The sequence below is a fragment of the Falsiroseomonas algicola genome (assembly GCF_011040385.1).
Lineage (GTDB): Bacteria > Pseudomonadota > Alphaproteobacteria > Acetobacterales > Acetobacteraceae > Falsiroseomonas > Falsiroseomonas algicola.
This window is the reverse complement of record NZ_JAAIKB010000003.1, coordinates 233542-254674: the sequence shown is the minus strand read 5'-3', so window position 1 is coordinate 254674 and position 21133 is coordinate 233542. Positions and strand designations below refer to the sequence as shown.

Here is a 21133-nt window from a genome sequence, read left to right as displayed (position 1 = left end):
ACTGCGCATCCACCGACCGGACCGGGAAGCCGCGCCACGCCATGATCCGCGCCGCCCTGCACAGCCTGATCCCGGCCTCCGGCATCCAGTTCCTGGACGTGGATTTCGACATCAACGCCCTGCCCCGCATCAGCCGGCCCTTCTGGGACGAGAAGCCGATGCATCTGCGCGACGCCAATGGCGACCAGCAGGTGCTGCTGCGCGCGCTGGAGCAGAGCGACGAGGGCGAGCTGTTCGACCCGGTGGGCCGCAACCACCCGCCGGAGGAGGAGGTCTACCGCATCACCCGCACCCAGGCGCTGGAGCCCTTCCTGGGCCAATGGGTGCCCCTGCCCTTCCTGCGCGTGCAGTCCCGCACCGCGGATGGCGCGCCGATCTTCGACGAGGGTCCGACCAACTGGGCCAGGCTGCGCGTGGTGGAGCTGGCGCCGGGCACGGTGCGCGGCGCCACCCATCGCGCGGTGCTCGCCTTCGACACCACGCTGGTGCCGCGGCGCGACGGCCGCGCCTATGCGGGACCGAGCGCCGAGGATGCGGCGGAGGAGCAGGAATTCGGCTTGGCGGCGCAGCTGGCCGACAATGCCTCCTTCCTCGCGGAGGGCTGGTTCGGGCAGTGGCTGGAGACGATGTTCCTCGACTTGGTATCCGCGCAACGTCGGGGGAAGGCCGTCAAGCTCGAAGACCTTCCGTATCGCATGGAGCCCTTCGCGCGCTACCTCACGCTGCTGGAGGTGCTGGGCCATGCGGGCGCGGCGCCGCGCGTACGGCTGGTGGATGCGGGTGTCTCCGGCCGGCGCAGCGCGATGGTGGATGTCGATCTGCTGCTCGACATCGGCAATGCGCGGACCTGCGGCATCCTGGTGGAAAGCGCGCCGGACGGGCCGCTGTCGCTGAACGATTCCTACCCGCTGGCGCTGCGGGACCTGTCGAAGCCGGAGCATGTCTCGGCCAGGCCCTTCGAGAGCCGCGTCGAATTCTCCCGCGCCAGCTTCGGACAGGATGCGCTGTCGCGCCGTTCCGGCCGCGCGGCCGCCTTCGCCTGGCCGTCTCCGCTGCGCGTGGGGCCGGAGGCGGTGCGGCTGGCGGGGCTGTCCGTGGGCAACGAAGGCGCGACGGGGCTGTCCTCGCCCAAGCGGTATCTGTGGGATGAAAGGCCCTCCGTACTCGGCTGGCGCTTCGGCGCGGGATCGGCACCGGCGGCCTTCGGCACGGCGGGCGAGCAGCCCGTGACCGGCGCCTTCATGAATGAGCTGACGGAGACGGGGGAGCTGCTGTCGAAGCATCGCAACGCGACGCCGGCGGTGCGGGCTCGCTTCTCGCGGTCTTCGCTCTACACGCTGATGCTGGCGGAGATCCTGTTGCAGGCGATCAGCCAGATCAACGCGCCGGCCACGCGCGCGGCGCGCCGCAACGCCGATGTGCCGCGCAGGCTGCGCCGCGTGACGCTGACCTTGCCGACGGCGATGCCGGTGGCGGAACAGCGCATCGTGCGGCGGCGCGCGGAAGCGGCGGTGGAACTCGTCTGGGCCTGGATGGGCTGGACGGCGGGCAGCGCGGAGCGTGCCATCGCGGCCCCGCTGCCGCCGCGCGTCTCCGCCAACCTCGATGAGGCGACGGCGACGCAGCTCGTCTGGCTCTATGCGGAATCGGTGCACCGGCTGCAGGCGGATCCGCGCCAGTTGTTCTCCCTGATGGGCCGCGTCCGGGATGGCGCGCAGCCCTCGCTCCGCATCGCCAGCATTGACATCGGCGGCGGCACCACAGACCTCGCCGTCACGACCTACGCCCTGGCGCAGGACCAGGAGATCCGGCCCACGCAGAATTTCCGCGAGGGCTTCAAGATCGCGGGCGACGACCTGCTGCAGGCCGTGATCGAGCGCGTGGTGCTGCCACCGCTGGAGGCCGCGCTGGGCGAGGCCGGGCTGCGTGACCCCAAGGCCTTCCTCCGTCGCGTGCTGGGCGGGGCCCGTGGCGGGCAGTCGGAGGCCGAGCGGCAGCTGACGCGGCAATTCGTGGCGCGCGTCCTGGAGCCCTGCGCGCTGGCGCTGCTCTCGGGCTATGAGGTGATGGAGCCCGGCGCCATCGGCGTTGTCGCGCGGCTCGGCATCGCGGAGGGTCCCGGACGGCCGCGGCATGACCGCGCCATCGCCTTCTTCGAAAGGATGGCACTGGATGCGGGTGCCGGCGATTTCCGGCTGGGCAGCGTCGAAGTTGCGCCCGAAGCGGCCGTGATGGATGGGCTGGTCCGCGGCACGCTCGGCCCGATCCTGGCCGATCTCTGCGAGGCGACGCACGCCTATGATTGCGACGTGCTGCTGCTGTCCGGCCGCCCCTCCCGCCTTCGCGCGGTGATGGACATCGTGCTGGCAAAGCTGCCCGTGGCCGCGCATCGCATCGTCCACATGCAGGGCTACCCCGCGGGCGGCTGGTACCCCTTCCGCGACGCCCATGCGCGGATCGAGGACCCGAAGACCACCGCCGCCGTCGGCGCCATGGTGGCGGCGCTGGCGGAGGGATCGCTGCCGGGCTTCCTGCTGCGCGCCTCGCGGCTCGGCATGAAATCGACGGCGCGCTACATCGGGCGGCTGGAGACCTCTGGCCAGCTGCTGAGCCGCAACGAATACATGCGGGACATCGACCTCGATGCCGATACCGCGATCGCGGTGGAGGTGGAGATCCCCTTCGAGGCGCCCTCCATGCTGGGTTTTCGCCAGCTGCCGCTGGAACGGTGGCCGGCGACGCCGCTCTACGCGCTGGAATTCGGCAATGCGGATGATGTGCGCAACCTCGCTTTGCCGCTGACCGTGCGGCTGGCGCGCGGCATCGCGGACCCCGGATCGCCGGAGGCGGAGGCGAGCCGGGAGCAGTTCAAGCCGGCCAGCATCCGCGACGCGGAAGGCCAGGAACGCCACCCGACGACGGTGCGCATGCGCCTGCAGACCATGCGCGACGAGGGCGGCTATTGGCGCGACACGGGCGCGCTGGGGGTACCGTGACGGAGCTGGATCAGAAGCTCGCCGCCGAGGCGAAGAAGGTCGGCGAGGTCGCGGGACGCGCGCTGGACTGGTTCGCAGGCGCGGCGCGGCCGGGGCTGGACGCGGCGGCGCTGGCGCGGGAATTGCGCGGCGTCGGGCTGCGCGCGGGCAGGCTGGCGGCGGCGGCGGCGCGGCCCATGTGCGTCGGCGTCTTCGGGCCGTCCCAGGCCGGGAAATCCTATCTGATCTCGGCACTGGCGCAGTCGGCGGATGCGCCGCTGATGGCGATGTTCGAGGATCGCGCGGTGGATTTCGTGCGCGACATCAACCCGGAAGGCGGGCGGGAGGCGACGGGCCTGGTGACGCGCTTCACCATGAAGCGCATCGCGACGCCGCCCGGCATGCCGGTGGCGCTGCGGCTGCTGTCGCAGACCGATGTGGTGAAGATCATCGGCAATGCCTTCCTCTCCGACTTCGATCCCGCCGATGTCGAAGCGCCCTCCCCCGGCGCGATCGAGGCGGCGCTGGACCAGGCTCGCGGGCGGATGCTGCCCGGTGCGTTCGACAGGCTCAGCGAGGACGATGTCTATGTCGATCTTCGCGAATACTTCGAAAGCCGCTTCGGCGGGCATGCGCTGGTGCAGGCGCTGAAGGCGGCGCGCTTCTGGCAGGCGGCAAGCGAGATCGCGCCGAAGCTGGACCACCCCGCGCGCGCCGCGTTGTTCGGCCTGGTCTGGGGCCGCGTCGCGCGGCTGGATGATGCCTATCTGCGGCTCGCGGGCGCGCTGGCGCAGCTCGGCCATCCCGATGATGCCTTCTGCCCGCTGGCGGCGCTGGTGCCGCGGGAGACCAGCATTATCGATGTGCTGACGCTCAACCGCTTCGGGCAGCCGGACGACACGACCATCGCAGTCGCCACGCGGTCCGGCCTTCGCGCCGATCTGCCGCGCGCGGTGCTGGCCGCGCTGGTCGCGGAAGTCACGGTGCAGCTGCGCGACAAGCCCTGGGATTTCTTCGACGTCACGGATCTGCTGGACTTCCCCGGCGCCCGGTCCCGCGAGCAGATCCGCGACCCCGCCCGGCATCTCGCCGATCCCGCGAAGCTCCCCGCCGTGCTGCTGCGCGGCAAGGTCGCCTATCTGTTCGAGCGCTATTGCGCGGAGACGGAGCTGACCGGGATGCTGCTCTGCATCGGTCCCTCCAACCAGGAAGTGCGGACGCTGCCGCGCATGGTGGAGGAATGGATCAACGGCACGCATGGCGACACGCCGGCGAAGCGCGCGACGCAGCCGACGGCGCTGTTCTTCGTGCTGACCAAGTTCGACATGGAGTTCGAGAGCAAGAAGGGCCAGGCGGAAGGCGGCGGGCGCTGGACGGCGCGGCTGGCGGCCTCGCTCATCGACTTCTTCGGCAAGGAAAGCACCTGGCCGCGCGAGTGGCATCCGGGCCGGCCCTTCGACAACCTCTTCTGGCTGCGCAACCCCAACGTCGCGAACAAGGCGATCCTGGATTACGACGAGCAGGGGAAGGAGACCGGCATCCGCCCGCAGGAAGCCGCCCGCGTCGCGCAGCTTCGCGCCGATTTCATCGGCAATGACGACGCGCAGAAGCACTTCGCCGATCCGGCGCTGAGCTGGGACGAGGCGATGCGCCTGAATGATGGCGGCATCGGCCACCTGGCCGCGCGGCTGCGGCCGGTCTGCGATCCCGCGCTGAAGCGCAGGCAGGTGGCCGCGCGGCTGGCTGACCTGGGGGAGAGGCTGCGCGCGCGGCTGCTGCCGCATTGGCATTCCGCCGATCTCGCGCAGGAGCTGGCGAAACGCCGCGCGGCGTCCCGCGCCGTGGCGGTCGCGCTGGCCAAGGCGGTGGAGCGGCAGCGCTTCGGCCATCTGCTGCGGGCGCTGGCGCCGGAGGCCGATGAGATCGCGGCCGTGCTGGCGCGCACCCGCTTCGCGGCGACGGAGGCCGGCGCCGTGCCGGTCGGCACCCGCACCGCCGCGGCCGGGCTGCTGGCGGAGCTCGATTTCGGCGACGAACCGCCGCCAGAGGTGGAGAGCTCGGGGCCGGAGGATGAGGCGGACCACCTCGCCTCCGTCGCGCTGAAGCTGTGGGCGGACCGGCTGCATGCCTTCGCCGATGCGCCGGCGACGCACGCGCTCTATGGCATGACGCCGGAAGTGACGGGGACGCTGGTGGCGGAGCTGCTGCGATCCGCGCGGCGGGAGAAGCTGCAGACGGCGCTGGCGGCGGAACTGCGGGGCATTCTCGGCTTCCGGCGCCATGCCTCGGCGGCGGCGGCCATCTGCGGGCTCTGCGCGGCGCTGCGCATCGGCGGCTTCGTCGCCGCGCTGGGCTTCGACACCAAGCCGATCGCGGAACGCCCGGTGGTCGGCGCCGAACGCCGGCCGGTCTTCGCGCCACGGCCGAAGATCGATGGCCTGCCGCCGCTCGGCGTGGTGGCCGCCGACTACGACCGGCAGCAGAGCCTGGACTGGGTGCAGGCCTTCCTCCGCTCCACCGACCTGAACGTGCAGGGCGATGGGGAGGATGCGGTGGATGTCGCGCGCAACGCGGCGCTGGGGCGGATCCTGTCCGACCTCGACACCGCGCTGCATGGCGCGAAGGCGGCGTGATGCGTCTTCGCATCGAGGAAGACCCCTACCGCCCCGGCGAGGGCTGCGCGCGGATCATCCTGCCCGGGATGGCGGGCCGCGAAGCGCCTGCCGTGACCTTCACGCGCGAGGGATTCGGCGCGGACAGCCTTGGCCCCGATGGCTGGCAGGTCGCGGCGGGGCGCCTCGTGCCGATCGAGAGCGGCAGCGAGAGCGATGCGCTGGTGCTGGTGCTGGGGCCGGAGGCGGCGGAGCATCTGGAACCCGGGCCCGTGCGGCTCGGCATCCCCGCGCTCGGCATCGACCAGGTGGTGATCTGGCCGGAGATCGCGCCCGCCCAGGCGGGCAAGCGCGGCGGCTTCGGCGCCAATCGGCCCGGCCAGGCGCAGCCGCGCCGCGTGCCGGGGCGCGTGGAGGCGCCACCACCGCCGCCGAAGCCGCCCGCCGGCGACGAGACGGTGGTGCTGCGACCCGCGCCCCGCGCGGAACCGCTGCTGCCGCCGCGCCCGGTCGATCCGCCGCCGATCCGCCCGCCGGAGGCACCGGCGCAACCCTCCCGCCTGCCGCTGATCCTGCTGGCGCTGCTGCTGCTGGCCGGGGGTGGCGGCGCTGCCTGGTGGTTCTGGCCGGCGGCGCGGGATCGGCAGGTGGCCCTGCCGGCCACGCCCGCCGCACCGGCCACGCCGGCCACGCCCGCCGACCCCACGGCGAATGCGACCCCCGCCGAGATTGCCGCCATGAACCTGCCGCCCGCGCGGGTCCTGGAGATCGGCCAGGCGCGCCAGGCCACGCGGCCGCAGGATGCGCTGCTGCTGATCGAACTCGCCGCGGATGCGGGACACGCGCCGGCGATCAGCGCCCTCGCGCGGCTCTATGATCCCGCCACCTTCACGCCGGGCGGCGCTCTCTCCATGCCCAACCCGACCAAGGCCGCGGAGTTGTGGCGCAACGCGGAACGCGCGGGCGACACCGCCGCGGCCGCGCCGCGCGCCATCCTGCGCGACCGGCTGGAGACGGCGGCGCAGGGCGGCGACACGGTGGCTCAACGCGCGCTTCGGGATTTCTGGCCATGATGCGCTTCCTCGCCCTGATCTTTGCCGCCTTCATCGCGTTGCCCGCGCTGGCACAAGCGCCCACCGGCGCGCGGCGCGCGCTGCTGATGGAAGGCAAGCAGACGCTGACGCAGAAGGTGCTGACGCGCCCGGGCGCCACGCTGCACGCCACACCAGGCGCCGGCACCGGAACCCCCGTGCCGGGCTTCACCCTGTTCCACGTCTATGCCCGCCAGGGCAGCGGCGCCGAGGCCTGGATCGAGGTCGGCCGCGACGCCACCGGCACCACCGAAGGCTGGATGCGGGAGGAACGCGCCCTCCCCTGGGGCCAGACCATGGTGCTGGCCTTCACCAACCCCGCCGGCCGCGAGCGCACCATGTTCTTCGCGGAAGGCGCGGCGCTGCGGCGCGTGATCCTGGCACGCGACATGGCGGCGGCCGGGGCGGAGGCGCGGCGCGCCAATGATGGCCGGGTCATCGCCCTCGAACCCGAGACCTATGTCGATATCAGCCGCAATTTCTACCTGTTGCCCGTTCTGTCGGCGGAGGAGGTCGAGAACGAACGCGGCGACCGGATGCGGCTGCTGGAAGTCGCCTCCGCCCCGGCCGAGCGCCGCGCGCCGCCGCCTGCGCGCGATCCCCTCGCCGATTTCCGCGGCGCGCTCGTCTTCGTGGTGGACACCACGCTGTCCATGCAGCCCTATCTCGACCGGACGCGGGAGGCGATCCGCAACGTCATGGCGCGGATCGGCACCACCGCGCTGCGGGACCGCTTCCGCTTCGGGCTCGTCGTCTATCGCGACGACCTCGGCGGGAATCCCGCGCTGGAATACGTGACGCGCACCTATGCCCGCGCCGATTTCTCCGCCCCCGCCGACGCCATCCTGCCCCGCATCGCCGAAGCCAGCGCCGCCACCGAAAGCAATGAGGGCTTCGACGAGGATGCGGTGGCGGGGCTCCGTGCCGCGCTCGATGCCGCCGACTGGAACAGCCTCGGCGGGCGCTTCATCATCCTGGTGACGGATGCGGGGACGCGGGAGGCGACGGATGCGCGATCCTCCACGCGCCTCGGCATCGCGGAGATGCGGGAGCTGCTGAAGCAGCGCGCCATCGCGACCTTCGCGCTGCACCTGCTGACGCCGGAAGGCCGCAACAATCACGCCCGCGCCCGCGCCCAGTACCGCGAACTGACACGCTTCGATGGCGCGCCGGAGCCCTTCTACTACCCGATCCCGAATGGCGAGGTCGCGGCCTTCGGCCAGACGGTGGAGGCGATCACCGAAGCCCTGCTGCGCCAGGTCGCCGCCATCACCAACACGCCCATCGCCCAGCTCCGCGGCAATGCCCCCGCCGCGCCCCAGGTGCAGCAGCAGATCGACGTGGTCGGCCAGGCCATGCGCCTTGCCTATCTCGGCCGCGTGCAGGAAGCCGCGGCGCCCGATATCGTGCGCAGCTTCACGACCGACCGGGACCTGGCGGACAGCAACCGCGCCAACCTCGATGTCCGCATCCTGCTGACGCGCGACCAGCTCTCTGATCTTCGCAGCGCGCTGCGCCTGGTGATCGACGGCGCCAATGCGGGGCGGCTGCAGCCGCAGACGGTCTTCGCCAATATCCGCAACGCCGCGCTCTCCGCCGCGCGCGATCCGCGGCGCATCGGCAATCTGGAGCGCCTCGGCGCTGCCTTCGGCGAATATCTCGACGGACTGCCCTATCGCAGCCAGGTGATGGAGCTGACCGAGCGCGGCTGGCTGGAACTGCAATCCGGCGGGCAGCGCGAATTGCTGAACGCGCTGGAGGCGAAGCTGCGCCTCTATGACGAATACGCGCGCACGCCGGCGCTCTGGACGCAACTCGGCAGCGGCAACGATGCGGGCGCGGCGGTGTTCCCCATGCCGCTCGACCAGCTTCCGTGACCGAGGCGCCCCTGGTGCTGGAGGGGGTGGTCGCCACCCGCCGCGCCGGCGGTGCCGCCTTCACGCTGACGATCGAGGCCCTCCGACTCGAGGCCGGTTCGCTGGTGGCGGTGACGGGGGCGAGCGGTACCGGCAAATCCACCCTGCTCGACATCGCCGCGCTGGCGCGACGGCCGGACAACGCGACGGTGATGGCAATCTGCGGCACGGACGCTGCGGCACTGTGGGCACGGGGTGCGAAGGACGCGCTGGCAACACTCCGCGCGCGGCATTTCGGCTATGTGCTGCAGACCGGCGGGCTCGTGCCCTTCCTCAGCGTCGGCGCCAATGCCGCGCTGGCGCAGGACCTGGCGGGGCGGCGGGATGCCGCGCATCTGGTGGCGCTGGCCGGGACGCTCGGCATCGATGACCTGCTGGCGCGCATGCCGGCCTCGCTTTCCGTGGGCCAGCGGCAGCGCGCCGCCATCCTGCGCGCGCTGGCCCATCGCCCGGCGCTCGTCCTGGCCGACGAGCCTACCGCCAGCGTCCATCCCGACATGGCGGCCACCATCCTCGCCCTGCTGGCCGACCAGGCGCGGCAGGCTGGCGCGGCCGTGCTGCTCGCGACGCATGACGCGCCCGCCGCCCGCGCGGCCGGATTTCACGAAGTGCCCCTGCAACCCGGGCCGGCCTCCTCCCGCCTCCCTGCGCTGCTTCCCGCGTGATGCGATCGCTCCACCTCGCCCTGGCAGACCTTCGGCGCGAACCCGCCTTCACCCTCTGCTCCGTGCTGGCGCTGGCCGCGGTCATCGCGCCGCTGATCCTGCTGGCGGGGCTGCGCGCCGGCGTCATCGCGGGGCTCAAGGACGACCTCTCCGCCAGCCCCCGCACGCGGGAGATTGCGAACATCCAGAACCTGGCGCTGGACCCTGCCTGGTTCGAGGCGCTGGCCGCACGACCGGAGACGGGCTTCCTGATCCCGCGCACGCGCCTGCTTGCCGCCACCGGCAGCCTGGAAGCCGCCGCCCGCCCGGGCCGCATCGCCACCGTCGAGATCCTGCCGACGGCGCCGGGCGACCCACTGCTGCCCGGCATCCCCGCCGCGACCGACAGCCAGATCATCGTCACCGCCGCCGCCGCGCAGCGCCTCGCGCTTCGCCCCGGTGACGCGCTGCGGCTGCGCATCATCCGCCGCGTCGGCGAGGGGCGAGAGGTGCTGGCGCTCGACCTCACGACGCTCGCCATCGCCCCGGCCGGCGCCTTCGACCGCGACGCGATCTTCGCGCCCCCCGCACTGGGCCGCCGCGTGCAGGATTTCCTCGACGACCGCACCGCCGACACCACTCCACGCCGCGCCGAGGGCTTCCGCCTCCATGCACGTCGGCTGGAGGACGTGCCGACCCTCGTCGCCCTGCTGCAATCCCAGGGCATCGAAACCCGCTCCCGCGCGGACGAGGTCGCAGCCCTGCTGGCGCTCGACCGCAACCTCACCGCCGGCTTCGCCGTCATCGCGCTCGTCGGCGGCACCGGCTTCATCCTCGGGCTCGGCGCCGCCCTCTGGGCCAGCACGGCCCGCAAGCGCCGCACCCTCTCCCTGCTCCGCCTCATGGGCCTCGATCGCACCACCCTCACCCTCATCCCCATCTGGCAAGGCCTGGCCTACGCGCTGGGCGGCAGCCTGGCCGGCACGGCCCTCGCCCTCGCCGCCGCGGAAGCCGTGAACCGCCTGCCCCTCCTCGGCCCCAACGACGGCCAGAACCTCGCCCGCATCGGCGCCCCCGAATTTGGCGCCGCCCTCGCCCTCTCCCTCCTCGCCGCCACGCTCGCCGCAACCGCCGCCGCCCAGCGCGCGGCGAGCGCCGACCCGGCCGAGGGGCTGCGCGATGAGTGAGCGCGTCGCGGGTGGCAGGTCGGGGGAAACGCCGTTTCCCCCGAACCCCCTTTGCCAGGGGCCAGCGGGCCCCTGGACCCCAGGCTTTGCATCGGGTGGTGGTGGGAGGGGCATGGCGGAACCGCCGGTTCGGCGCGCGCGCAGTGCCCCTCCCACCACCACCCGATTGAAGGGGGATCAAAGGGGCCGCTGCCCCTTTGCAGGGGGTGCAGGGGGACGGCGTCCCCCTGCCCTGGCCACCCTCGCCGCCCTCCTCCTCACCGCCGCCCCAGCGCTGGCGCAGCCCGCGCCGACCTGGCCGGCGGCGGCGTTCAATCCGCGGCCCTTGGCGGATGATCTGGTGTTGCCCTTGCCTTGTGGGGGGGCGATGGCCTTCAGGCGCGTGGATACGCCGGCGGGCGATGGCGGGTTGGATGACCGCACCTTGCTGCTGGGCAGTGCGGAGACCGAGACGGGCTACATCGAGTATCTGCGGCGCACCTATCTGGTGGGGCCGTTCGGCGGCGGGGCGGAGCCGCGGCATTACTGGATGTCGAAGTATGAGGTGACGCGCACGCAGATGGAGGCGTTGCGCAACCCCGCCTGTCCGGCGGCGAATACTCCCGCGGCGCGGCTGCCGGCGGTGGAGGTGAGCTGGTTCGAGGCGATGGAGGCGGCGCAGCGCTACTCGGGCTTCCTCGCGCGCAATGGCGGGGCGCGGTTGCCGCGGCGGGGGGGTGCGCCGGCCTTCGTGCGCCTGCCGACGGAGGCGGAGTGGGAATATGCGGCGCGCGGGGGTGCCGCGGTGGCGGAGGCCGAGTTCCAGGCCCGCACCTTCCCGATGCCGGAGGGGCCGGAGGCCTATGCCTGGTTCCAGGGACCGCGCAGCGCGGCGGGGCGGCTCTCGCCGATCGGGTTGAAGCGGCCCAATCCGCTGGGGCTGCACGACATGCTGGGGAATGCGGCGGAGTGGGTGCTGGAGCCGTTCAGGCTCAATCGCGTCGGGCGGCAGCACGGGCTTGCCGGGGGCCTGGTTGCGCGGGGTGGCGATTACCGCAACACGGGCGAGGCGCAGCTCCGGTCCAGCCTCCGGATCGAATACGCGCCCTATGACGCGACGAGCGGCGAGCCCATGCGGATCACGACCGTCGGCTTCCGCTTCGTCCTCGCTGCCCCGGCGCAGGGGAGCCTGGCGGATACGGCCGCGCTGCGCCAGGCCTTCGACGCTGAGAGCCAGGCCCGCGCCAGCACGCAGGACGACCCCGCCGCGCTGATCGCGGCGTTGCGGCGGGAGCAGTCCGATCCCCTGATGCAGACGGCGCTGGATCGGTTGGGCGCGGCCTATGCGCGGGAGACGCGGGAGAGGACGGATCGCGCCCGGGTCGCGGCGCGGGCGCAGGTGCAGGCCGCGGCCGTGCTGTCCCGCAACGTCTTCATCGCGCAGCAGCGCGCGAATGGCTTGCAGGGCATGGTGGAGAACCCGGGTGCCTTCGGCGCCACGGCGCAGCAGGCCCAGGCCTGGCGCCCCATGCTGGCGGCGGTGCAGGCGGAGGTGGAGGGAGGCGTCCGCGCCTATGCCGCCATCATCGCCCAGCTCTCCCAGGCCAGCGACGTGGCGCTGCCGGCGGAGCTGGAGGTGGTGAGCCAGGAACTGCGCGCGCAGAACGTGCCGGCACTGCTGCCCTATGTCGCCCTCGTCGGCACCCATGCGGCATCGGCACGGCGCGGCAGCGTGCCGCCCGTGGCGACGCTGCGGGCCGATATCCTGCGCACCACCGCCCCGGCCTCGCCACGATGAGATCGCAAGCTGGCCGTCGCATCCCCTATCCTGGGGACGCTTTGCACCGGGAGACCCCCTTGTTCCTGCGCGCCGCCGCCCTGGCCGCCCTGCCTGTCCTGCTCGCGCTGCCGGCGCGCGCGCAATCCTTCGAGGGGCCGGTGACCGGCACGCTGGATTGCCCGGCCCGCAGCCTCTTCGACAGCGGCAGCACGCCGGTGCGCGGCCAGGTCCGGGGCGGGGAGATGACGGTCACGTTGCCGGAGATGGTGGTCAGCGGCCGCATCCTGAACCTGGGCGCGGCAGCGGTGCGGCTGGAGGGGGAGAACCGCCAGGGCACCGCCGCCTTCACGGGCGTGGTGCTCGCGGGGGGGCAGCTGCATGCGCGCGGGGTGATCGGCGACCGGCCCTGCAACCTGAACCTGGTGTTGTCCGCCGGCGCGGCGCCCCCCTCGGCAACCCCGCAGGCCGCGGCGCCTCGGCCGGCGGCGGGCGCGGCCAGCATGGACGGCGCCTGGGCCGGCACGGTGAGCTGCCCGACCCGCAGCCTGTCGGATAGCGGGGAGATGGCGGCGCGCGCCACCGTCGTGAACAACGTCCTGACGCTGTCCTTCGAGGATGTGCGCATGCAGGGCCGCATCATCGGGGTGAACCCGACGCCGCTGATGCGGCTGGACGGCCAGGGGCCCCGCAGCGGCGCCGCCAGCTTCGATGGCGTCATCGTCACGCCCGCCCGCATCCACGCCCGCGGCCTGGTCGGGCAGCAGCCCTGCAACGTGAACCTGACCCCGGCGCGCGCGGTGCCGCCGCCCGTCCAGGCCGCGCCGAGGCCGCCGGTGGCGCAGCCCCCGGCGCAGCAGGCGGCTCGCCCGCCGCTGGATGGCGGCGTCGGCAAGCCCGGCGGCCCGATCAGCCAGGGTGGCCAGGGTTTCGGGGAGGAGAAGTCGCCGATCCCCGGCCCGGCGCCGCCGGCGCCGGACCCCGTGCGCCCGCCGCCGGTTGCCAGCGCGCCACGCCCGGTGGTGCCTGCGCCCGCCGCATCGCCCGCACCGGCCCCGGCGCCCACCGCCAGGCCACCCAGCGCGGCAGCGGCAGACCAGTTGGCCTGCGCGCTGGCCGGGACCTGCCCGCCGCCCCAGCGATAGGGTTCAGGCCGGGCGCGCGGCGGGCGCCTTCCGGCGAAGCCGCGTCAGCCCCCACGCCGCTGCGATGCCGAGCGCCAGCACCCCGATGGCGATCAGCGGCCGGTAGAACAGCCAGGCCACGGCGATGACGCTGGGCGCCAGCAGCATGGTGGCCACGCCCGCCACCAGCGCGGTGCCGAAGCCGACCAGCGCGCCGAGCGGCGGGATGATGTCGGCCAGCACCCGCACCGGGCGCATCAGCAGCGCGAAGGCCACGAACATCAGCACCGCGCCGACGACGCGCAGGATCCAGGTGAGGAAGACGTTCCCCTCCTCCGCCGCGCGGAACATCTCGGCGGGGGTGCGGCGACCTGCTTCGACCATCATCAGCCGGTCCCCGGCGCGGGTGGCGTAGGGGGCGAAGCCTTCCCCGGATTGCGCGGCGATGACGGAGATGGCCTCCGGCCGCGCCGCGCTCCAGGTGATGCGCAGGTCACCGATGCGCGGGCTGGCCGGATCGGCGCCGATATAGCGCACGCCATCGCCCTGGGCATTGGGCGGCGCCACCCGCTCGCTGGCAGGCAGCCCCGAGAGTTGCGCGTCGGTCAGGCGGTAGCCGTTCAGCGTCACGCCCTGGGCGACGAAGCCGGCGCTGGCCTGGCGCGGATTGGGGTTCTGGTGGCCGTCGGGCTGCCGGAAGCGGCTGCTGTCGATGCGCCCTTCCGCCCAGCCACGGGTGTAGCGGTAGGTCGTCACCGTCTCCGTCCCGCCACCGAGCTTGTTGCGCGTCTCGCTCTCCTGCTCCTCGCGCCACTGGAACATCTCCACCGTGCGGAGGAGGCGGATGGTGCCTTCGGGCACGGCGGCGCCGAGTTCGGGGTCACGCGGCGGTGTCGCAATGCGGGCGGGGCCGGAGACATGGACCAGGCGCCCTTCATTGGCGCGGTCCAGGCGCTCCACCGGCAGCACCAGCCCGGCGCCTTCCGCCAGGGACTGCGCGGTCTGGACGGCGCGGCCCTCGTTCCAGAACAGCAGCACGGAGGAGCCGGGGACCAGCACCAGGCCGATCAGCAGCCCCGTCAGCGCACCGCCCAGGCGGGAGAACCAGGACTGGCTGGTGGTCTCGGTGAAGACATCCTCGATTCCGCTATCCGGCATGGCGAATCACTCCTGTTGCCGGCAAGGGGTATCAGGAACGGATTGACTGTCCATTGCCCTGCATGGCGCGGCGGTGTCGCGGTGTTTCAGGCTACGCGGTCCCTGGTCGGGCCGTGCGGGCTGGGCTTAGATGGGGCCCCTCCCCTCGGCCGATGGAACCGCATGAAATACTCGGTTTTTTCCATCCTGCGGAACGCGCTGACCGGCAACCGCGCCTGGACGCCGGTCTGGCGCTTCCCGACGCCGCGCGCGGCCTATGACACGGTGATCGTCGGCGGCGGCGGGCATGGGCTGGCGACCGCGCATTACCTGGCGAAGCTGCACGGCATCACCGATGTCGCGGTGGTGGAGAAGGGCTATCTCGGCTCCGGCAATGTCGGGCGCAACACCACCATCATCCGGTCCAACTACCTGCTGCCCGGCAACACCCACTTCTACGAGCATTCGATGAAGCTGTGGGAGGGGCTGGAGCAGGACATCAACTACAACGCCATGGTCAGCCAGCGCGGCGTGCTGAACCTGGCGCATAGCGACGGGCAGCGCGATGCCTATGCGCGGCGCGGCAATGCGATGCGCATCGCGGGCGTGGATGCGGAGTTGCTGGATGCGGCGCAGGTGAAGGCCATGCTGCCGCTGCTGAACACCGACAATCCGCGCTTTCCCGTCAAGGGCGGGCTGCTGCAGCGCCGCGGCGGCACGGTGCGGCACGATGCCGTGGCCTGGGGCTATGCCCGCGCGGCGGACCAGCGCGGCGTCGACCTGCTGCAGAACACGGAAGTCACGGGCATCCGGGTGGAGGGCGGCCGCGTGCGCGGCGTGGAGACCACGCGCGGCTTCATCGCGGCGAAGCGCGTGGGGCTTGCGGTCGCGGGCAATACGTCCCGCGTCGCGGCGATGGCGGGGCTGCGCCTGCCGATCGAGAGCCATTTGCTCCAGGCCTTCGTCAGCGAGGCCGTGAAGCCGATGATCGACTGCGTCGTGACCTATGGCGCCGGGCATTTCTACGTCAGCCAATCAGACAAGGGCGGGCTCGTCTTCGGCGGCGACATCGATGGCTACAACTCCTACGCCCAGCGCGGCGGCCTGCCGGTGGTGGAGGATGTGATGGAGGGCGGCGTGCAGCTTTTCCCCGCCATGTCGCGGCTCCGCTACCTGCGGCAGTGGGGCGGCATCATGGACATGTCGATGGATGGCTCGCCGATCATCGACCGCACGCCGATCGAGGGCCTCTTCCTGAATTGCGGCTGGTGCTATGGCGGCTTCAAGGCGACGCCGGCCTCGGGCTGGTGCTTCGCGCACACCATCGCGACCGGGGAGCCCCATGCGCTGAACGCCGCCTTCCGGCTGGACCGCTTCGCCAGCGGCGCCGTGCTGGACGAGAAGGGAGTCGGCGCCCAGCCGAATCTGCACTAGTGCTGATCCCCTGCCCCTTCTGCGGCCCGCGTGGCAGCGCCGAGTTCTCCACCGTTGGATCGAAGCCACCGCCGCGCCCGGTGCCCGATGCGCCGCCCGAGGCGTGGCACGACTACGTCAATATCCGCGACAATCCCGCGGGCGTGCATGAGGAGCTGTGGCAGCACGTCCATGGCTGCCGGCAATGGCTGGTGGTGACGCGCGACACGCGCAGCCACGCCATCGCCGCCGTGAAGGCCGCGCGGCCATGACCCGGCTTGCGACCGGCGGCGCGATCGACCGCGCGACGACGCTGCGCTTCACCTTCGACGGCCAGGCCTATACCGGCCATGCCGGCGATACGCTCGCCTCCGCACTGCTGGCCAATGGCGTCACGCTGATGGGACGCAGCTTCAAGTACCATCGCCCGCGCGGTGTCTGGGGCATCGGCGCGGAGGAACCCAACGCGCTGGTGGAGTTGCGCGGCGGCGCGCGGCGCGAACCCAACACCCGGGCCACGGTGGCGGAGCTGTTCGACGGGCTGGAGGCGAATTCCCAGAACCGCTGGCCGAGCCTCCGCTTCGACGCCTTGGCGGTGAACGGGATGCTCGGCCCCGTCTTCTCCGCCGGCTTCTACTACAAGACCTTCATGTGGCCGGCCTCCTTCTGGGAGAAGGTCTATGAACCGCTGATCCGCCGCGCCGCGGGCCTCGGCCGCGCGCCGGACGCGCCCGATCCCGATGCCTATGAGCGGTCGCACCTGTTCTGCGACGTGCTGGTGATCGGCGCCGGTCCCGCCGGCCTGGCGGCGGCGCTGGCGGCGGCGCGCACCGGCGCGCGAGTGGTGCTGGCGGATGAGGATTCACGGGTCGGCGGCAGGCTGCTGCAGGACCGGCAGGAGATCGATGGCGCGCCGGCCGCGCTATGGGCGGAACAGGTGGTGGCCGAACTGCGCGCGATGCCCGACGTGACGCTGCTGCCGCGCACCACCGTCTTCGGCGTCTTCGACGATGGGCACTATGGCGCGCTGGAACGCGTGGCGGACCATGTGGCGGAACCGCCGCCCGGCACGCCGCGCCAGCGCGCCTGGACCATCGTCGCGAAGCGTGCCGTGCTGGCCGCGGGCGCCGTCGAACGGCCCATCGCCTTCGCGGGCAATGACCGCCCCGGCGTGATGTCGGCCGCCGCCGCGCGCGGCTATCTCAACCGTTTCGCCGTGCTGCCGGCCAGGCGCGCGGTGGTCTTCACCGCCGGCGACGATGGCTGGCGCACGGCGGCGGACCTGCTGGGCGCGGGCGCGGAGGTCACGGTGGTGGATGCGCGGCGGGATGTCGCGCCCGCCGTCACGGCGATGGCCGCGAAGGCGCGCCAGGTGCTGGGCGGGCGCGTGACGGGCACCACGGGACGGCTGGCGCTGACGGGCGTGGAGATCGACGGCAGCAGGACCGAGGCCGACCTGCTCGCTGTCGCCGGCGGCTGGAACCCGACGTTGAACCTCAGCGCGCATCACGGGGGCAGGCCCGTCTGGAACGAGGGCATCCACGCCTTCACCCCCGGCACGCCGCCGCCCGGCCTCACCGTGGCGGGTGCGGCGGCGGGGCGCATGACCTTGGCCGCCTGCCTTGCGGATGGCGCGAGCGCGGGCCTCGCCGCGGCGCGCGACGCGGGGCATGACGGACAGGCGCTGACCCTGCCGCGCGCGGATGACGAACCCGCCGCGCTGGCGCCGTTCTTCCATGTGAAGGGCGGGCGTGGGAAGGCCTTCGTCGATTTCCAGCACGACGTCACCGCCGACGACATCGCGCTGGCCGCGCGCGAAGGATTCCGCAGCGTCGAGCATGCCAAGCGCTACACGACGCTCGGCATGGCGACGGACCAGGGCAAGACGGCGAATGTCGTGGGCCTCGCCATCCTCGCGGCCGAGACGAGGCGTACGATTCCCGAGACGGGCACGACGATGTTCCGCCCGCCCTACACCCCCGTCGCGATCGGCGCGCTGGCCGGCCACCATGTCGGCCGCGCCATCAAGCCCACGCGCCGCACGCCGCTGCATGATTGGGCGAAGCGGAACGGTGCGAGCTTCGTCGAGACCGGTCCCTGGCTGCGCGCCGAATGGTATGCGCGCGCGGGCGAGAAAGGTTGGCGCGACAGCGTGGACCGGGAAGTGCTGAATGTCCGCGCTGCCGCGGGGGTCTGCGATGTCTCGACGCTCGGCAAGATCGAGGTCGTCGGGCCGGGCGCCGCCGCGCTGCTCGACCTCGTCTATGCCAACGACATCTCGACGCTGGCGGTCGGCCGCATCCGCTACGGCGTGATGCTGCGGGAGGACGGCTTCGTCATGGATGACGGCACCGTCGCCCGCCTGGCGGAAGACCGCTTCTTCGTCACCACCACCACGGTGAACGCGGGCAAGGTGATGCAGCACATCGAGTTCTGCCACCAGCTGCTGCGCCCCGACCTCGATGTCGCGATCCTGTCGGTGACGGATGCCTGGGCGCAGGTCTCTCTGGCCGGGCCGCGGTCGCGCGACATCCTGGCCGCGATCACCAGCGCCGATGTGTCGAATGCGGCGCTGCCGCACATGGCCTGCGTGGAGGCGATGGTCGCGGGCGACATCCCCGCGCGGCTCTACCGCCTCAGCTTCTCCGGCGAACTGGCCTATGAGATCGGCGTGCCGCCCGATGACGCCGAGCGCTTCATGGACGCGCTGATGGCCGCCGGCGCGCTGCATGGGCTCTCGCCCTACGGCACGGAGGCGCTCAGCGTGCTGCGGATCGAGAAGGGCCATGCGGCGGGCGGAGAGCTGAACGGCCAGACCACGGCGGGCGACCTTGGCCTCGGGCGCATGCTGTCGCGGAAGAAGGATTTCATCGGCCGCGTGATGGCGCAGCGGCCCGCCCTCACCGATACCGCACGGCCGGTGCTGGTGGGGCTGAAGGCGCTCGATCCCGCGCAGGTCATCAAGGCGGGATCGCACCTCTTCGAGCCCGGTGTCGCCATCAGCACCGACAACGATCTCGGCCACGTCACCTCTGCCTGCTGGTCGCCGCATCTCGGGCACATGATTTCGCTCGGGCTGCTCTCGGGCGGTGCCGCGCGCATCGGCACGCGCATCCGCATCCATGACCCCGTGCGGGGGAACGATTCCGAGGCCGAGGTGGTGAAGCCCGTCTTCATCGACATCGAGGGAGGCCGCACCCGTGGCTGACCTCACGCTGACGGAGATCACCGGCCTGGCCTGCACCGCGCTGCACGGCCCGCCGGACCTGCTGCCCGGCCTGCCGGACCGCCCCGCCGCCGTCACCCTGCCGCTGGGGACGGCGATCTGGACCGCGCCGCGGCAATGGCTGCTGCTGCACGACCCCGCCTCGCCGCCCGCCGTGCCTGCGTCTCACCGCACATCGCTCACCGGCGCGCGCCGCATCCTGGAACTGGCCGGGCCTCGCGCGCGTGAGGCGCTGGCGACAATCCTGCCGATCGACCTTCACCCGCGCGCCTTCCCCGACGGCGCCGCAGCCGCCACCATCGGCGCCTATATCCCGCTGCTCGTCTGGCGCCAGGGCGAGGCCTTTCGCCTCGCCTGCTACCGCTCCTACGGCGACAGCCTTGTGGAGACGCTGCACACCGCCATGCGCGGCCGCGCATAAGGATCGACGCCATGCCCGTCTTCGACCACGGCCCCGTCCGCATCCATTACGAGGAAGCCGGCAGCGGCTTTCCCCTGCTGATGATCCCGGGCGGGGGGCTCAATTCCACCATCCCCTTCGTGCGGGAGAAGGGGCCCTTCGACGCGCTCGCCACCTTCAGCGACGAGTTCCGCTGCATCACCCTAGACCTCCGCAATGCGGAGGGCGGCGGATCGCAGGGCCCGCTGGAGCCCGATCGCCCCTGGGACTGCCACATGGACGACCAGCTGGCGCTGATGGACCATCTCGGCATCGATCGCTTCCTGGTGCTGGGCTTCTGCATCGGCGGACCCTTCATCTGGAACCTGCTGAAGCGCGCGGGCCATCGCATCCCCGCCGCGATCCTGGCGCAGCCCAGCGGCTTCCGGCCGGAGAAGCCGACGCTGTTCTACGACAACAACATGGCGGGCTGGGGCCCGGCGCTGGTCGCGCGCCGCCGCGACATCTCCATGGCGCAGGTCGAACAGTATCTGCGCCGCATGTATGCGACCGATCCGGACTTCGTCTTCACCGTCACGCGCGACTTCGTGCGTGAATGCCAGACGCCGGTGATGATCCTGCCGGATGACGTGCCCGCGCATCCCTATGCCGTGGCGATGGAGGCCGCGATGCTGGCGCCGCAGGCGCAGCTCAGCCTCTATCCCTGGAAGGACCCGCCATCGCGCATCCCGATGGCGGTGCGCCACATGCGGAGCTTCCTCCGCGCGCACACGCCGCGCTGAGTCACAGGCGCTTCAGCGCCTCGATCGCCTGTTCCGGCCGCGCCACCGTGATGGCGCCCGCCGCCTGCAGCGCCGCCAGCTTCGCCGCCGCCGTCTCACGCTCCGCCCCCGCCAGCGCGCCCGCATGGCCCATGCGCGTGCCCGCCGGCGCGTGGCGGCCCATCACCAGCGCGACCAGCGGCTTGCCGAGCGCGGGCAGCGCCTCCGCCAGCGCATATTCCTTGTCGCCGCCGAGTTCGCCGCAATAGAGCACGGCATGAGTCGCGGCATCCCGCGCCAGCACCGCCAGGTATTCATGCGGATTGCGCCCGATGATGAGGTCGCCGCCCATATGGATGACTGCGCGCTGCCCGATGCCCGCTTCCGTCAGCAGCCGCGCGATCGCGAGCGTCAGCGTCCCGCTGCGGCAGAGCAAGGTCACGCGCCCCGGCGTGATGAATTCCGGCGCGATGGAGCCCAGCAGCACCTGCCCCGGCACGGCGAGCCCCAGCGTGTTCGGCCCCACCAGCCAGCACCCGGCCTCCCGCGCCGCCACCGCGGCCTTCAGGCTGTCATGCACCGGAACGTATTCGGCCGCGGCGACGATCAGCGGGATGCGCGCCGCGCAGCAATCCCGCACGGCATCCAGCACGCCATCCGGCGGGGTGTAGAGCACCGCCGCATCGGCGGGCGCCTCCAGCTGCGAGAGGTCATCGAACAGCGGCAGCCCATCCTGCATCGTGCCGCCGCGCCCGGGCGCGATACCCGCCACCACGCGCGTGCCGGCGGCCCGCATGGCGGCGACCTGCGCGCTGGCGTAGCGTCCCGTGGGGTTGACGATGACGACGCGTTGCGGCGCGTTGTGCAGGAAGGCCGGGGTCATGGAGGCGG

The 21133-nt window shown here is 72.4% G+C and carries 15 protein-coding genes; 13 read left to right on the top strand and 2 right to left on the bottom strand.

Going from position 1 to position 21133, the window contains the following annotated elements; all coding sequences use genetic code 11:
• Positions 1 to 41: 41 nt before the first annotated feature.
• From G3576_RS09805 to G3576_RS09770, 8 genes are all read left to right on the top strand, one after another.
• Positions 42 to 2996, top strand: a complete 2955-nt coding sequence (locus G3576_RS09805; RefSeq protein WP_164694207.1) for a virulence factor SrfB — start codon at positions 42 to 44, stop codon at positions 2994 to 2996.
• A complete protein-coding gene (locus tag G3576_RS09800; RefSeq protein ID WP_164694206.1) occupies positions 2993 to 5608 on the top strand; it encodes a virulence factor SrfC family protein in 2616 nt (871 codons plus the stop codon). Before G3576_RS09805 ends, G3576_RS09800 begins: the two co-directional genes overlap by 4 nt.
• Positions 5608 to 6660, top strand: a complete 1053-nt coding sequence (locus G3576_RS09795; protein WP_164694205.1) for an SEL1-like repeat protein — start codon at positions 5608 to 5610, stop codon at positions 6658 to 6660. The genes G3576_RS09800 and G3576_RS09795 overlap by 1 nt, the downstream gene beginning before the upstream one ends.
• Positions 6657 to 8555 (top strand): vWA domain-containing protein, encoded by a 1899-nt coding sequence (locus G3576_RS09790; RefSeq protein ID WP_164694204.1) that lies wholly within the window; start codon positions 6657 to 6659, stop codon positions 8553 to 8555. Before G3576_RS09795 ends, G3576_RS09790 begins: the two co-directional genes overlap by 4 nt.
• The gene (locus G3576_RS09785; protein ID WP_207622743.1) at positions 8552 to 9259 is read left to right on the top strand and encodes an ABC transporter ATP-binding protein; all 708 of its coding nucleotides are present in this window, start codon (positions 8552 to 8554) and stop codon (positions 9257 to 9259) included. The genes G3576_RS09790 and G3576_RS09785 overlap by 4 nt, the downstream gene beginning before the upstream one ends.
• A complete protein-coding gene (locus G3576_RS09780) occupies positions 9259 to 10425 on the top strand; it encodes an FtsX-like permease family protein (protein ID WP_164694203.1) in 1167 nt (388 codons plus the stop codon). The genes G3576_RS09785 and G3576_RS09780 overlap by 1 nt, the downstream gene beginning before the upstream one ends.
• A 367-nt stretch (positions 10426 to 10792) precedes the next feature.
• Entirely contained in the window at positions 10793 to 12202 is a 1410-nt protein-coding gene (locus G3576_RS09775) for a formylglycine-generating enzyme family protein (protein WP_164694202.1), read from the top strand.
• Between the two features lie 59 nt (positions 12203 to 12261).
• The gene (locus G3576_RS09770) at positions 12262 to 13326 is read left to right on the top strand and encodes a hypothetical protein (RefSeq protein ID WP_164694201.1); all 1065 of its coding nucleotides are present in this window, start codon (positions 12262 to 12264) and stop codon (positions 13324 to 13326) included.
• A gap of 3 nt (positions 13327 to 13329) precedes the next feature.
• Here G3576_RS09770 and G3576_RS09765 read toward each other — a convergent pair whose 3' ends face one another.
• Positions 13330 to 14463 (bottom strand): TMEM43 family protein, encoded by a 1134-nt coding sequence (locus G3576_RS09765; protein WP_164694200.1) that lies wholly within the window; start codon positions 14461 to 14463, stop codon positions 13330 to 13332.
• A 162-nt stretch (positions 14464 to 14625) separates the two neighbouring features.
• Between G3576_RS09765 and G3576_RS09760 the strand changes: the two genes are divergently transcribed.
• The 5 genes from G3576_RS09760 to G3576_RS09740 are packed head-to-tail and all read left to right on the top strand — an operon-like array spanning position 14626 to position 20263.
• Complete coding sequence (locus G3576_RS09760) at positions 14626 to 15876, top strand: sarcosine oxidase subunit beta family protein (RefSeq protein ID WP_164694199.1); 1251 nt, start codon at positions 14626 to 14628, stop codon at positions 15874 to 15876.
• The gene (locus tag G3576_RS09755) at positions 15876 to 16127 is read left to right on the top strand and encodes a sarcosine oxidase subunit delta (RefSeq protein ID WP_164694198.1); all 252 of its coding nucleotides are present in this window, start codon (positions 15876 to 15878) and stop codon (positions 16125 to 16127) included. The genes G3576_RS09760 and G3576_RS09755 overlap by 1 nt, the downstream gene beginning before the upstream one ends.
• The gene (locus tag G3576_RS09750; RefSeq protein ID WP_164694197.1) at positions 16124 to 19063 is read left to right on the top strand and encodes a sarcosine oxidase subunit alpha family protein; all 2940 of its coding nucleotides are present in this window, start codon (positions 16124 to 16126) and stop codon (positions 19061 to 19063) included. Before G3576_RS09755 ends, G3576_RS09750 begins: the two co-directional genes overlap by 4 nt.
• A complete protein-coding gene (locus G3576_RS32245; protein WP_164694196.1) occupies positions 19056 to 19502 on the top strand; it encodes a sarcosine oxidase subunit gamma in 447 nt (148 codons plus the stop codon). Before G3576_RS09750 ends, G3576_RS32245 begins: the two co-directional genes overlap by 8 nt.
• Positions 19503 to 19513: 11 nt before the next feature.
• Positions 19514 to 20263 carry an alpha/beta fold hydrolase gene (locus G3576_RS09740; protein WP_164694195.1) on the top strand — a complete coding sequence of 250 codons (750 nt, stop codon included), beginning with the start codon at positions 19514 to 19516 and terminating at the stop codon, positions 20261 to 20263.
• A 1-nt stretch (position 20264) separates the two neighbouring features.
• On the opposite strand, the gene G3576_RS09735 is transcribed toward G3576_RS09740, so the two are convergent.
• Positions 20265 to 21125 carry a CoA-binding protein gene (locus tag G3576_RS09735; protein ID WP_164694194.1) on the bottom strand — a complete coding sequence of 287 codons (861 nt, stop codon included), beginning with the start codon at positions 21123 to 21125 and terminating at the stop codon, positions 20265 to 20267.
• Between the last annotated feature and the right edge of the window lie 8 nt (positions 21126 to 21133).

Coding starts and splice junctions, on each gene's coding strand:
- G3576_RS09805 (WP_164694207.1), top strand. CDS start 42: ATGATCCGCGCCGCCCTGCACAGCCTGATCCCGGCCTCCGGCATCCAG.
- G3576_RS09795 (WP_164694205.1), top strand. CDS start 5,608: ATGCGTCTTCGCATCGAGGAAGACCCCTACCGCCCCGGCGAGGGCTGC.
- G3576_RS09790 (WP_164694204.1), top strand. CDS start 6,657: ATGATGCGCTTCCTCGCCCTGATCTTTGCCGCCTTCATCGCGTTGCCC.
- G3576_RS09780 (WP_164694203.1), top strand. CDS start 9,259: ATGCGATCGCTCCACCTCGCCCTGGCAGACCTTCGGCGCGAACCCGCC.
- G3576_RS09775 (WP_164694202.1), top strand. CDS start 10,793: ATGGCCTTCAGGCGCGTGGATACGCCGGCGGGCGATGGCGGGTTGGAT.
- G3576_RS09765 (WP_164694200.1), bottom strand. CDS start 14,463: ATGCCGGATAGCGGAATCGAGGATGTCTTCACCGAGACCACCAGCCAG.
- G3576_RS09760 (WP_164694199.1), top strand. CDS start 14,626: ATGAAATACTCGGTTTTTTCCATCCTGCGGAACGCGCTGACCGGCAAC.
- G3576_RS09750 (WP_164694197.1), top strand. CDS start 16,124: ATGACCCGGCTTGCGACCGGCGGCGCGATCGACCGCGCGACGACGCTG.
- G3576_RS09740 (WP_164694195.1), top strand. CDS start 19,514: ATGCCCGTCTTCGACCACGGCCCCGTCCGCATCCATTACGAGGAAGCC.
- G3576_RS09735 (WP_164694194.1), bottom strand. CDS start 21,125: ATGACCCCGGCCTTCCTGCACAACGCGCCGCAACGCGTCGTCATCGTC.